13 protein-coding genes and 6 tRNA genes are annotated in these 11552 nt (G+C 72.3%); 9 read left to right on the top strand and 10 right to left on the bottom strand.

What is annotated here, in order from left to right:
- Positions 1-222: 222 nt before the first annotated feature.
- Positions 223-294, bottom strand: a tRNA-Val gene (locus tag FNH09_RS40005).
- 87 nt (positions 295-381) lie between these two features.
- Complete coding sequence (locus FNH09_RS40000; protein WP_152894777.1) at positions 382-873, bottom strand: TIGR02611 family protein; 492 nt, start codon at positions 871-873, stop codon at positions 382-384.
- A gap of 192 nt (positions 874-1065) precedes the next feature.
- Here FNH09_RS40000 and FNH09_RS39995 point away from each other — a divergent pair, with 192 nt between their 5' ends.
- A complete protein-coding gene (locus FNH09_RS39995) occupies positions 1066-1479 on the top strand; it encodes an SsgA family sporulation/cell division regulator (protein WP_004002642.1) in 414 nt (137 codons plus the stop codon).
- Between the two features lie 403 nt (positions 1480-1882).
- The gene (locus FNH09_RS39990; protein ID WP_162469803.1) at positions 1883-2443 is read left to right on the top strand and encodes a CGNR zinc finger domain-containing protein; all 561 of its coding nucleotides are present in this window, start codon (positions 1883-1885) and stop codon (positions 2441-2443) included.
- A gap of 367 nt (positions 2444-2810) precedes the next feature.
- Here the strand turns inward: FNH09_RS39990 and FNH09_RS47910 are convergent, their stop codons facing one another.
- Both FNH09_RS47910 and FNH09_RS39985 read right to left on the bottom strand, forming a co-directional pair.
- Positions 2811-2963 (bottom strand): hypothetical protein, encoded by a 153-nt coding sequence (locus FNH09_RS47910; protein ID WP_202919857.1) that lies wholly within the window; start codon positions 2961-2963, stop codon positions 2811-2813.
- A 210-nt stretch (positions 2964-3173) separates the two neighbouring features.
- The gene (locus tag FNH09_RS39985; RefSeq protein ID WP_152894776.1) at positions 3174-3614 is read right to left on the bottom strand and encodes a hypothetical protein; all 441 of its coding nucleotides are present in this window, start codon (positions 3612-3614) and stop codon (positions 3174-3176) included.
- Between the two features lie 236 nt (positions 3615-3850).
- Here FNH09_RS39985 and FNH09_RS39980 point away from each other — a divergent pair, with 236 nt between their 5' ends.
- The gene (locus tag FNH09_RS39980) at positions 3851-4372 is read left to right on the top strand and encodes a DsbA family protein (protein ID WP_152894775.1); all 522 of its coding nucleotides are present in this window, start codon (positions 3851-3853) and stop codon (positions 4370-4372) included.
- Positions 4373-4417: 45 nt separating this feature from the next.
- Here the strand turns inward: FNH09_RS39980 and FNH09_RS39975 are convergent, their stop codons facing one another.
- The 3 genes from FNH09_RS39975 to FNH09_RS39965 form a co-directional block, all read right to left on the bottom strand.
- Entirely contained in the window at positions 4418-5242 is an 825-nt protein-coding gene (locus tag FNH09_RS39975) for a GNAT family N-acetyltransferase (RefSeq protein ID WP_152894774.1), read from the bottom strand.
- Between the two features lie 101 nt (positions 5243-5343).
- Positions 5344-6165, bottom strand: a complete 822-nt coding sequence (locus tag FNH09_RS39970; protein WP_162469802.1) for an aminotransferase class IV — start codon at positions 6163-6165, stop codon at positions 5344-5346.
- Positions 6162-7211 (bottom strand): chorismate-binding protein, encoded by a 1050-nt coding sequence (locus FNH09_RS39965; RefSeq protein ID WP_162469801.1) that lies wholly within the window; start codon positions 7209-7211, stop codon positions 6162-6164. Before FNH09_RS39965 ends, FNH09_RS39970 begins: the two co-directional genes overlap by 4 nt.
- Positions 7212-7389: 178 nt before the next feature.
- Here FNH09_RS39965 and FNH09_RS39960 point away from each other — a divergent pair.
- The 5 genes from FNH09_RS39960 (at position 7390) to FNH09_RS39940 (ending at position 7869) form a co-directional block, all read left to right on the top strand.
- Positions 7390-7462: transfer RNA gene (locus tag FNH09_RS39960), tRNA-Gly, on the top strand.
- A 38-nt stretch (positions 7463-7500) separates the two neighbouring features.
- Positions 7501-7574: transfer RNA gene (locus FNH09_RS39955), tRNA-Cys, on the top strand.
- A 1-nt stretch (position 7575) separates the two neighbouring features.
- Positions 7576-7647, top strand: a tRNA-Val gene (locus FNH09_RS39950).
- A gap of 35 nt (positions 7648-7682) precedes the next feature.
- A tRNA-Val gene (locus FNH09_RS39945) sits at positions 7683-7754 on the top strand.
- 43 nt (positions 7755-7797) lie between these two features.
- Positions 7798-7869 (top strand) — tRNA-Val (locus tag FNH09_RS39940).
- A 47-nt stretch (positions 7870-7916) separates the two neighbouring features.
- Here FNH09_RS39940 and FNH09_RS39935 read toward each other — a convergent pair.
- The 3 genes from FNH09_RS39935 to FNH09_RS39925 all read right to left on the bottom strand — a co-directional run bounded on the left by FNH09_RS39935 (position 7917) and on the right by FNH09_RS39925 (position 9853).
- Positions 7917-8222: a TFIIB-type zinc ribbon-containing protein gene (locus FNH09_RS39935; RefSeq protein WP_152894773.1), complete on the bottom strand. Its 306-nt coding sequence runs from the start codon at positions 8220-8222 to the stop codon at positions 7917-7919.
- Positions 8223-8302: 80 nt separating this feature from the next.
- Positions 8303-9253, bottom strand: a complete 951-nt coding sequence (locus tag FNH09_RS39930) for a phosphotransferase (protein WP_152894772.1) — start codon at positions 9251-9253, stop codon at positions 8303-8305.
- A gap of 405 nt (positions 9254-9658) precedes the next feature.
- Positions 9659-9853 (bottom strand): hypothetical protein, encoded by a 195-nt coding sequence (locus FNH09_RS39925; RefSeq protein ID WP_152894771.1) that lies wholly within the window; start codon positions 9851-9853, stop codon positions 9659-9661.
- Between the two features lie 702 nt (positions 9854-10555).
- On the opposite strand from FNH09_RS39925, the gene FNH09_RS39920 reads away from it, so the two are divergent.
- A partial coding sequence (locus FNH09_RS39920) for a serine/threonine-protein kinase (protein WP_152894778.1) occupies positions 10556-11552 on the top strand: 997 nt, incomplete at its 3' end.

Here is an 11552-nt window from a genome sequence, read left to right as displayed (position 1 = left end):
GTCCCGGAGGCGGCCGGGATACCGGAGGCGGCCGGGATACCGGAGGTAGCCGGAGTCCCGGAGACGGCGGCGGGGAGAGTGGCGGAGAGGGTGGCCCGGGTGCGGCGCGGGCGCAACCCGGGTACGACCGCGGCGCACCCTCGGCCGACGGGCGGACGGCGCGCCGGCATCCAACGAACAGCGGCCCACCTGCGCATTCGCAGATGGGCCGCTGTGTCCGGGTGGGCGATACTGGGTTCGAACCAGTGACCTCTTCGGTGTGAACGAAGCGCTCTCCCACTGAGCTAATCGCCCGGGCACAGGAAGAAGATTACCCCATGTCAGGGGGTGCCTGTGACCGGCTGCGGGTGGCGCCGACCGGTCTCCGCGCCCGGCCCCGGATCACTGGTCCTTGATCTTCCAGGGCATCACGACGCCGAACCTGGAGACGTAGATCCCGACGAGGACCGCCACGATCACCAGGCCGATCACCGTCAGGGTGATGTTGCGTCGCCGCACCTTGGGATCGAGTGCCTTCTGCGCGGCCTCGGTGACCTTGCGTTTGGTCCAGCGCAGCACCAGCTGGGCCCACACGAACTCGGTCGCCCAGATCGCCATGCCACCGAAGATCACGACCCAGCCCGGTCCGGGCAGCGGCAGCATGATCACGCCGGCGACCACGACCGCCAGACCCACCACGAAGACGCCCACCTGCCAGCTCAGGTGCAACATCCGGCGAGCCTTGACGAACTCCGGCGCCTTGGAGCCGAGCCCGTTCTCGCTCGCGCCCGCCCGGTCCGGCCCGTCCGGCCCCGCCTCGTCCGGTTTCCCGGCCGGTCCGGTCTCGTCCGACGTCACGGCGACCTCGCCCGGCTCGTCACTCCCCGTGTTCATACGCATGAACACTACCCGAGACAAACCGGTCACCGAAATGGTCGTAGCACCCGAACGGATCCTCGGCCGAAAGAGTTACATAAAGGCACGCAAAACACTCAGAGGGGTTTACAACGGCACCGTAGGTGGCATGTCGATTTCGCCGACGTGCGAATCCCCGAGCGCACACTGAGCGGAAAGGCCCTGGCGCTTATGAACACCACGGTCAGCTGCGAGCTGCACCTGCGCCTCGTTGTGTCGAGCGAGTCCTCCCTGCCTGTCCCCGCAGGCCTGCGGTACGACACGGCCGACCCCTATGCCGTGCACGCCACCTTCCACACCGGAGCCGAGGAAACCGTCGAGTGGGTGTTCGCCCGCGACCTCCTGGCTGAGGGACTTCATCGTCCCACCGGTACCGGCGACGTCCGTGTATGGCCGTCACGGAGCCATGGTCAGGGCGTCGTGTGCATCGCCCTGAGCTCTCCGGAGGGTGAGGCTCTGCTCGAGGCCCCGGCGCGGGCCCTGGAGTCGTTCCTGAAGCGGACCGATGCCGCGGTGCCGCCCGGCACCGAACACCGGCACTTCGATCTGGATCAGGAACTTTCACACATCCTGGCGGAGAGCTAGGCCGAGGCCGCCACAGAGCCGCCCGGCGCCGTCCACTCGGGGAGACGGCTCGGGCCAAGACAACCGCATACGGTATGCGCCGACGCCGTCATCGTGGGGCCCCACGATGACGGCGTCGGCGTGCCCGCGCGACCGGCATGTCTTCGCTCCCAGTGGGAAGGCGGGCGGTGACGGTGGCGACGGATCGTCGCGGTCACACGGAAAGCCCCTGGATGGCGACAGAGAGTAACCGCCGCCACCCGCGCGGGTTCCCCGGGCGGAGCGGTCCGGGAACGCCCGCGGGGCCGGGGCCGTTCCACTGGCAGGTGTGGTCCGCGCACCGCCGTCGCCATGGTCGCGGGAACCACTACCATCGGCCAGCATCGGCGGGCGCCCGCCCACCCCCCAGGCCAGGGAGCGAAATGTGCTGATCACCCACGACACCCGGCGTGCATTGGACGCCGTGGTGGATCTGGTCAACACCGCACCGGAGCACGAGACGGCCCCGGACGGGCTGGCGGACCTGCGTGCCCTCACGGACTTCGTACGGAAACACGAGGTCAGTGATGTCGGGGTGCTGTCGGAGTTCGACCTGTCGGCGGTGCGCCGGATCCGGGGGCGGTTCGCCGGGATCTTCGCGGCCCGGGACGCCCGGACGGCCGCCGGAATGATCAACGAGCTGGTCGCGGCCGCGGGCACCACGCCCCGGCTCACGGACCACGACGGCTACGACTGGCATGTGCACTACTTCGCCCCGGGTGCCTCCATCGCCGACCACCTGGCGGCCGACTGCGGGATGGCGCTGGCGTTCTTCGTGGTGGCCGGGGAGGAGGAGCGGCTGCGGCGCTGCGAGGCACCGGACTGCCGGCGCGCCTTCGTCGACCTCTCCCGCAACCGCTCCCGGCGGTACTGCGACAGCCGGACCTGCGGCAACCGTCTGCATGTGGCCGCGTACCGGGCGCGCCGCAAGGAAGCCACGGGCTGAGGCCGTCCGGTCGCGCGGCACGCGGCACGCTCCGCGCGGCACGCGATGCCCAGCCGAGGCGTGCCGTGCCGTGCGCGCGGTCGAGTGGGACACGCTCCCGAAGCGGGCACGCGGTGGAGTCGGGCGTACCGCCGAAGCGGGGGCGCGGTGGAGTCGGGCGTGCCGCCGAAGCGCGCGACCGGGTCGGCGGGGCACCGAAGCCTGTGCGCCGTCCAAGCCGGCGGGCCCGCCGAAGCAGGTACGCCGCCGGAGCAGGCGGGTCGTCGACGCAAGCGGCCCGTCGGAGCGGGCGGGGGTCCGGCCGGGTCGGGCCGGGTGGGATGCGACGCGCTCCCCGGCGGGTGACGCCGGGGAACGCGGGTACGGCTCACAGCATCAGCAGGTCATGCAAAGAGGCCATGAGGAGCAGACACCCGATCACCGCAAGGAAGATCATCAGCGGTGGCTGGGAAAGGGCGAATAGACATCCGCGCGGCTCGTCCTGCTGCGGCGCGGCATCGCTCTGTTTCGTGTCCAGCATCTCGCGGCGATGATGACGCAGCCGACCCCGCGCACGCGATCAACACGCCCGTAAAGAGCGGGAGTTCGCCGGATTCCGTGATGCACGGAGCGGAGCATGATCACACATCGGGCAAGGCTTGATCATTTCCTGACCGACCCGGACCTTCTGTGTCGTTTCAGCCCGGGTCGGGCCGGTCGCCGCCGGGGCTCCCCCGACGTCGGATCCCGGTCAGATCCCGTGCTTCTTGAGGATGGCCTCGATGTCACTGAAGTCGTCCGCGGAAGACTGCCCCGGCTTGGTCGCGGGCCGGGCGGCCGGGCCGGCGCCGGGTCCCAGCGCACGGGCCGAGGCCGCGGGCTCCGCCGCCTCGCGCGGTGCCGAACGGGCCTCCTTGCGCTGCTTGCGGCTGCCGCCGCCGCGACGTTCCACGGCGCGCGTGGTCGCGAACAGCGCCCAGGACGCGGCGAGCGCGCCGAATCCGGCCCAGGCCGTGGGGCTGAAGGCGGTGTCGGCGGCCCAGCCGACGACACCCGTCATCACCAGACCGATCGGAATGAGGGAGTAGGCGGCGATACGGGCGGCCTTGAGGAAGCGCCTGCGGTAGGCGGTGACCGCCGCGATGCCCAGGCCTGCCACGGAGACGGCGGAACAGACGGTCTCGGCAATCATCCGGTCCTCCAGGCAGGGGTTTGTCGGGCCAGGGACACTTCGTCCCCTCCATCCTGCACCGCCCGGACCCCGTCGGGCCATCGTCCGGCCCCACATCAGGGACATCTCCGGGGTCGGCTCCTCCGCAGGTGCCGGTCGCGGCCGCCGCCGACCGTGACGGTCCCGCCGGCTCGGCCGTCCCGCCGACCGCGACGGTCCCGGTTGGGACGGCCGCGCGGGGCTGGGAGACTGGGGGCATGAGCGACTCCTCCCCCGCACGCCCCGCCGCCCCCACCGCCGTACTCGACGTGTGGTGCGAACTCCAGTGCCCGGACTGCCGTGGCGCCCTCGACGACCTGCGCGCCCTGCGCGAGCGGTACGGCGACCGGCTGGAGCTGCGGCTGCGCCACTTCCCGCTGGAGAAGCACAAGCACGCGTTCGCCGCGGCGCAGGCCGCCGAGGAGGCCGCGGAGCAGGGGCAGGGGTGGCCGTACGTCGAGGCGGTGCTGGGCCGGGTCGAGGAGCTGGACCGCCGGGGAGAACGCTTCCTGGTCGAGGTGGCCGGGGAACTCGGTCTGGACGCCGAGGAGTTCGACACGGCGCTCGTCGACGGCCGGCACATCCTGATCGTGGACGCCGACCAGGCCGAGGGCAAGGCCATCGGTGTGACCGGCACCCCCACCTATGTCATCGGCGGCGAGCGCCTCGACGGCGGCAAGAGCCAGGAGGGGCTGCGCGAGCGCATCGAGGAGATCGCGGACCGGCTCCTGGCCGGATAGCGGTACCCGGGCCGGCCCCTCGGACCCGGCCCGGCAGGACCCTTCCTACAGCAGGTGCTTGTAGAAGACACGCTGCCGGGTCTCGTAGCCGAGCGACTCGTACAGCCGCTCGGCCGGGGTGTTCCCCGCGAACACGTTGAGGCCGAGGGTGCTGCTGCCGCCGGCGCTCGCCCGGACCTCCGCCAGCAGCATGAGCGTGCGGCCGTGTCCATGGCCGCGACGGTCGGCGTCGACCTCCACGTCGTAGACGAAGGCGTCACCGCCGCGCCATCCCAGCCACAGGACACCCACCCGGTCCCCCTCGTGCTCCAGGACGCTGAACGTGTTGCCCGCGGTGGCGACCCCTCCCGCTTGCAGATGCGCGTGGTCCCGGCGCGACTTGGCGTACGCCTCGGCCTCGGGCAGACCGCGCTCGATCCACTCCTGCGCGTACGCCTGTGACTCGTGCGCCCGCCAGGTCTCGAACTCGTCCCCCGTCATGGGCCGCGCCCGACTGCCGACGGGCAGCTCCGGCGCGGCGCCGGAGAGCGGCTTGGCCATGATGCGGTTGCGCAGGACGTAGCCCAGGTTCGTGGCGAGCCGGGACGCGGTCGGGGCTTCCTCGGGGACGATCGCCTCGATCTGCCGGCAACCCCAGCCGCGCGCCACCTCCTCGGCGGCGAGCGCGGCGACCGTGCCCCGGCCGCGCCGACGGTCGGGCTCCTCGATGCGCAGGTCCAGGATGCGGGCCACCGACTCACCGAGACTCGGGGAGGTGCCGAGGTGGATCGCGCCCACGGGACGGCTGTTCACGCACACCTGGTAGTGGCGTGAGCGCAGTCCGTCCGCGGTGCGCTGGAGCGGCTCGGTCGGCCGCAGGGTCGTGGTCATCAGGGGTGTTCTACCCTGTACCGCGCCCCGGGACAGCCGAATTGTTTCCCGGTGCGCCCGCACCCCCGGCCTGCCGGTGTCACGCGGCGCACCTGCCCCGGTCAGGGATCGAGGTCGTGCCCCGACCGCTCGTCGAAGATCCGCATGGCCTTGGCGGTCACGGGGCCCGGCGCGCCCGGGAGTTCGCGCTCGTCGACGCGGTGCACGGCCTGGACGTCGCGCAGGGTGGAGGTCAGGAAGACCTCCTCCGCCCGCTCCAGGACGTCCAGCGGCAGCTCGGTCTCCTTCGCGCCGGTCCACTCGACCGTCAGCGCGCGGGTGATGCCCGCCAGACAGCCGGAGGCGACCGGCGGGGTGTGGATCTCGCCGTCGAGGACGACGAAGACATTGGAACCCGTGCCCTCGCAGAGCTGTCCCACGGTGTTGGCGAAGAGTGCCTCGGTGGCGCCGTGCGCGTGCGCGCGGGCCAGGGCGACGACGTTCTCGGCGTACGAGGTGGTCTTCAGGCCGGTGAGCGCGCCGCGTTCGTTGCGGGTCCAGGGGACCGTGACGACGGCGGTGGAGTCGGCGCGACGGCCGGTGCCGCCGAGGGCGACCACGAGGGTCGGGCCGGCCTCGCCGCGGTCGGAGCCCAGCGGACCGTGGCCGCCGGTGTAGGTGATGCGCAGCCGGCCGAGCGGGACCGGGTTGGCCTCGACGACGGCGGCGCAGGCACGGCGGACCTCGTCGAGGTCGGGGTCGGGCAGGCCAAGGCCGCGCGCGGACCGGGTGAGCCGGTCGAGGTGCCGGGTGAGGGCGAAGGGCCTGCCCTCGACCGTCTTCACCGTCTCGAAGATGCCGTCGCCCACGGTCAGCCCGTGGTCGAAGACGGACACCCGGGCGGACTCGGCGTCCCGCAGTCCTCCGTCCAGCCAGATCTTCACGTCAGTGCCTCTCCATCTGCGCTTGCCCCGTACGTTCCCGACGCTACCGCGAGCAGCCGGGACGCCTTCAGTTCGGTCTCCCGCCACTCCCCCTCGGGGTCCGACCCCCAGGTGATGCCGGCTCCGGTGCCGAAACGCAGGACGCCTTCGGCGCGGTCGATCCAGAAGGTACGGATGCCGACGGCCAGCTCGCCCTCGCCGCGGTCGGCGTCGACCCAGCCGATGCCGCCGCAGTAGGGGCCGCGGGGCGCCGTCTCCAGGGCGGAGATGATCCGCAGGGCGCTGGACTTGGGGGCGCCGGTGACCGAGCCGGGCGGGAAGGCGGCGGCGAGCAGTTCCGGCCAGCCGACCCCCGGGCGCAGTTCGCCGCGGACCGTGGAGACGAGGTGGACCAGGCCGGGGTGCTTCTCGACGGCGCACAGGTCGGGGACGGTGACACTGCCGGTGGCGCAGACCTGCCCGATGTCGTTGCGGACCAGGTCCACGATCATCACGTTCTCGGCGTAGTCCTTCTCCAGCAGGTCCGCCTCGGTGCGGCCGGTGCCCTTGATCGGGCCGGACTCGACCGTACGGCCGTCGCGACGCAGGAAGAGTTCGGGCGAGGCGGTGGCGATCTCCACCCCGTGCCGGGGCAGCCGAATCGTTCCTGCGTACGGTGCCGGGTTGCCGCGGGCGAGCAGCGCGGTGAGGGCGGCCACATCGGCGTCGGGCGCGACCGGCGCGGACAGCACCCGGCAGAGGTTCGCCTGGTACACCTCGCCGGCCGCGATGTGCTCGCGGATCCGCCGGACGCCGGCCGTGTAGGCGGCGCGGTCCAGGGAGGAGGTCCAGTCGGCGACCGCAGGTCCGTGCCAGCCGCCCGGCACCGGCGCCGGGACCGGCTCCCTTCGTACGTCCGCGAACCGGGCGCAGGTCAGACGGCCCTCGAAGTCGGCGCAGACGGCCCAGAACCCGGCCGAGTCCAGGGCAGTGGGATCGCTGGTGACATCGAGCAGGCCGGTGGCGACACGGTCGCCGAAGCGGGCCAGGGGAGGGAGGTCGAGCACGTTGTCGAGTCTAGGCGGGTGACGTTCGGGTGGCCTCGCCGTGTCCGGCCGGGGGGCCTGCGCAGGTCCGCGGGGGGACGCGGGGCAGCACGCTGCGCAAACGCGTTTTTGTGCTGGCCCGGGAATCCGCTAGAGTTCAACACGTCGCCGGGACGCGCAAGCGGAACGGAAACGACAAGCGGACGTAGCTCAGTTGGTAGAGCGCAACCTTGCCAAGGTTGAGGTCGCGAGTTCGAGCCTCGTCGTCCGCTCGAAGGAAACAGGGGTCTTCCCGATCCCCTACACTCCTGGTGGAGTGGCCGAGAGGCGAGGCAACGGCCTGCAAAGCCGTCTACACGGGTTCAAATCCCGTCTCCACCTCCAAGGACGATTAGCTCAGCGGGAGAGCGCTTCCCTGACACGGAAGAGGTCACTGGTTCAATCCCAGTATCGTCCACTGGCCCGAAAGGGCTCTGATCCGCAAGGATCCCCGCGCGATTAGCTCAGCGGGAGAGCGCTTCCCTGACACGGAAGAGGTCACTGGTTCAATCCCAGTATCGCGCACGCAGTGCCCATGATCGACTCCTTGGAGTCATCGTGGTCCCGAGGACGATTAGCTCAGCGGGAGAGCGCTTCCCTGACACGGAAGAGGTCACTGGTTCAATCCCAGTATCGTCCACACACCGGATCCCCCGGCCGTCGCGTACGGCCGGGGGATTCCTCGTGTCAGGACGAGAACAGCATGTGGCCGAAGCTCTTGTGACGGTGGTGGCCGCCGTAGTGCCCGCCGCCGTGGTGGCCGCCACCGTGCCCGCCGCCGTGCGGGGCGCCCCAGGCGGGTGCCGACGGCGCGGGGTACGCCTGCGGAGCGGGCGGCGGCGGGGCGGGCTGGGTCCACTGGGACTCCAGTCGGGTCAGCGCCTCCAGCTCGCCGTAGTCGAGGAAGATCCCCCGGCAGCCGCTGCACTGCTCGATCTGGACACCGTTGCGGTTGTAGGTGTGCATCGGCGCATGACACTTCGGACAATGCATGGTCGGCCCAACTCCTCGTCGATCGGTCCTGCTTCGCGTCTCACCGGGACAGACTCCGCCCGGTCGCGGTCGGTTGCACCCTACTTCTCGAAGTCCCCTCCCAACTCCAAGGGGATCGCGCCCATTCGGACACATGCGTCGACAAGGGACAGTTCCACTTCGTCCAGGGGCCGGTCCGCGGCGATCGCCTTGGTCACGGCACGGGCGGCACTCTGCACGGTCAGGGCACGGGCCGGGACGTCCAGGGCGGGCCAGGGATCGCCGTCTGCGGGCACGGCGGGGCCCGCCGCCGCGCGGTAGGCGGTCAGGAACCGGGCCCACTCGCCGGGCGGCAGCAGCCCGCAGGCGTACCAGGCGGCGGGGCGCGCCAGGTCCCAGGCCGCGACGCCGGTGCCGAGGTCGTCGATGTCGATCAGCCGCCAGGGGCCGTCCGGGGCCGGGTGCCGTACGAACTGCCCGAGGTGCAGGTCGCCGTGGCAGAGGGTGGTCCGGTCGGGCATCGGGGCCGCGTCGCGGGCCCAGGCGGGGAGGGTGGCCCAGGCGCGCAGGACCGGCGGGACGGCCGGATGCGGGCCGGGCGCGGCCCGCAGCAGGGCCACGGCTCGGGCCGCCTTGGCGGGGCCGCGCATCGGGGGCGGTGCGTGCGGGGCGACCGGGGCCGGGGTCCGGTGCAGTCGGGCGAGGAGGGCGCCCGCCGCTTCCCAGGGAGCGGCGTCGGGGTCGTCCGGGTCCACGGGGCTGCCGTACGGCCAGAGGGTCACGAGCCGGCCGTCGACCGAGGCCGGGCTCGGCTCCAGCGGGGGCAGCAGGACGTCCGGGAGGGTGGTGGCCACACGGAGCCGGAGGGCCAGTTCGGTGCGGACGGTGTCCGGGGCGTGCGCCTTGGCGACGGTCCAGGCGTGCCGGACGACGGTGGCGTCCGGGCGGTCGGCGAGGGTGCTGGGGGTGCCGCAGAGACACGGGGCGCCGTCCGCATGGGCCGCGGTCCGGGCCTTCTCGGCGAGTGCGGGCAGCAGCAGGTCGGCGGTCAAGGGTCCCCCAGCGTCGTACGGCTCCGGCCGCAGCGTACGCGGACCGGATCGAGGCGCCGGACGGCACCCGGGCGGAGCGCACGAACACCGGATCGGGGCGCCGGACGGCACGGGCGGAACGTACGCAACCGGATCGGAGCGCAGGACGACCCCAGGCGGACCGGATCGGACCGGAGCGCGGAACGACCCCGGGCGGACCGGACCGGGGTGCAGGACGACCCCAGGCGGATCGGATCGGACCGGGGAGCAGGACGGCACCCGGGTGGAGCCGACGGGAAACGGCAATGCCGGCGCAGCTCCCCAGCTGCGCCGGCATCATCTGCCGTCCGCCGCACCCCCGTCCCCACGGGGTTTCATGGATGGATGTCCCCGCCCGGACCGCTCTTCCGGGCCTGGGGTCGCCGCTCAGCGCCCCAGCATCACACCCACGGACGACGCTTGTGTGGCCACCGTCTCCCAGCCGTCGAACACCAGCAGGAGCAGGGCCGCCAGGGGGAGGGCCATGAGTGTCGCCACCAGGGGGTGGCGACGGCCCGTGCGGCGTGGGCGCGTAGCGCGCCCCTGGGTGCGGATCGCCGTCCGCGGTGCCGTGTGAGCCATGGTCCCTCTCCTGACCGTGTTGCGTTGTCGTCGACAGCGGCGGGTGTCTGACCTCGGGGGACGAGTGCTGCACCCGCCGCTTGACTTCAAATCTAGGGGCGCGGCGCTCCTCGGGCGTCATGCCCTCGTACCGATTGACGGGCCTCCCCGAGGATGAGCCGTGACCTGCGGTGTACTCCGCAGGGTGGAGACGAGGTTCCAGGACTCGGGGTCATCCCCGAGGGGGTGTCCGCTGTGCCCCCGCATTTCCGGACTGTCCTCGCGGGACCTCGTCCGCCCGGCCCGGGGCAGGCACTCCGGTACGCCGGAAGGAGGACCTTGCCGACAATCGGACTGCCGGGTCACGGGAGGGGTTCGAGAGACCCGCAGACGGTGACTTCGCTCACTTCCCGTACATCTCGGGACACCCCGGACCCCGCCCGGCGGACCGTGCCGACCGCCGCCGTCCGGTACGTCCGCGTACTCCCGCCGATGCGCACGCCACGCCCGGACCCGCCACCCACTTCACGACCAACACCCCTTCCGTGGCGCGGGGTTGACGAGGTCGGTGGCCCGAAGTCGCTCTGCTCTCTGGCTCCCTGACCACTCCTCATATCCCGTGCCCGGCAAGGACAATCCATCCGGCCGAGAGGGCGCGGCCTCTGCGCGCGGGCGGCTGTGGAAACGTAAGCTGTGGCACGTCACACGGACCGGGCAGCGGGGATGAACATGGCGATGATGCGCCTGAGGCGCGAGGACCCGCGCGTCGTCGGCTCGTTCAGGCTTCACAGACGGCTCGGCGCGGGCGGTATGGGCGTCGTCTACCTGGGCTCCGACAAGAAGGGGCAGCGGGTCGCGCTGAAGGTGATCCGGCCCGATCTGGCGGAGGATCAGGAGTTCCGCTCACGGTTCGCGCGCGAGGTGTCCGCGGCGCGGCGGATCCGTGGCGGGTGCACGGCCCGGCTGGTGGCGGCGGACCTGGACGCGGACCGTCCCTGGTTCGCCACGCAGTACGTGCCCGGCCCGTCCCTGCACGACAAGGTCGCCGACGAGGGACCGCTCGGCGCGGCCGAGGCGGCCGCGATCGGTGCGGCCCTGTCGGAGGGCCTGGTCGCGGTGCACGAGGCCGGGGTCGTGCACCGGGACCTGAAGCCGTCCAACATCCTGCTGTCCCCCAAGGGACCACGGATCATCGACTTCGGCATCGCCTGGGCGACCGGCGCCTCCACGCTCACCCACGTCGGCACCGCCGTCGGCTCCCCCGGCTTCCTCGCCCCCGAGCAGGTGCGCGGGGCCGCCGTCACCCCGGCGACGGACGTGTTCTCGCTGGGCGCCACCCTCGCGTACGCCTCCACCGCCGACTCGCCCTTCGGGCACGGCAGTTCCGAGGTGATGCTGTACCGGGTGGTGCACGAGGAGGCCCATCTGCACGGGGTGCCCGACGCGCTGGCCCCGCTGGTGCGGGCCTGTCTGGCCAAGGACCCCGAGGAACGGCCCAGCACGCTCGAACTGTCGTTGCGGCTCAAGGAGATCGCCGCCCGTGAGGCCCAGGGCCTGTCCGACGGACGGCCGCCCGCGCCGCGCACGGGCGAGGCGGACCGGCCCACCGGGCGGCTGTCCGAGGCCAGTTATCCGGAGCAGCTGCGGGCCGCGCCCCGGCGGTCGCCCGGACATCCGGGAGGGCAGGGGACTCCGCCGCCCCGGGGGGCCACCCCCACCC

The sequence above is a fragment of the Streptomyces adustus genome, assembly GCF_009377175.1.
GTDB lineage: Bacteria > Actinomycetota > Actinomycetes > Streptomycetales > Streptomycetaceae > Streptomyces > Streptomyces adustus.
Note: the sequence above shows the minus strand (reverse complement) of the source record. Positions and strands in the feature narration are given on the sequence as shown.

Excerpts from the sequence above, each read along its gene's own strand:
- FNH09_RS40000 (WP_152894777.1), bottom strand. The coding sequence starts at position 873 with ATGAACACGGGGAGTGACGAGCCGGGCGAGGTCGCCGTGACGTCGGAC.
- FNH09_RS39995 (WP_004002642.1), top strand. The coding sequence starts at position 1,066 with ATGAACACCACGGTCAGCTGCGAGCTGCACCTGCGCCTCGTTGTGTCG.
- FNH09_RS47910 (WP_202919857.1), bottom strand. The coding sequence starts at position 2,963 with ATGCTGGACACGAAACAGAGCGATGCCGCGCCGCAGCAGGACGAGCCG.
- FNH09_RS39985 (WP_152894776.1), bottom strand. The coding sequence starts at position 3,614 with ATGATTGCCGAGACCGTCTGTTCCGCCGTCTCCGTGGCAGGCCTGGGC.
- FNH09_RS39980 (WP_152894775.1), top strand. The coding sequence starts at position 3,851 with ATGAGCGACTCCTCCCCCGCACGCCCCGCCGCCCCCACCGCCGTACTC.
- FNH09_RS39975 (WP_152894774.1), bottom strand. The coding sequence starts at position 5,242 with ATGACCACGACCCTGCGGCCGACCGAGCCGCTCCAGCGCACCGCGGAC.
- FNH09_RS39935 (WP_152894773.1), bottom strand. The coding sequence starts at position 8,222 with ATGCATTGTCCGAAGTGTCATGCGCCGATGCACACCTACAACCGCAAC.
- FNH09_RS39925 (WP_152894771.1), bottom strand. The coding sequence starts at position 9,853 with ATGGCTCACACGGCACCGCGGACGGCGATCCGCACCCAGGGGCGCGCT.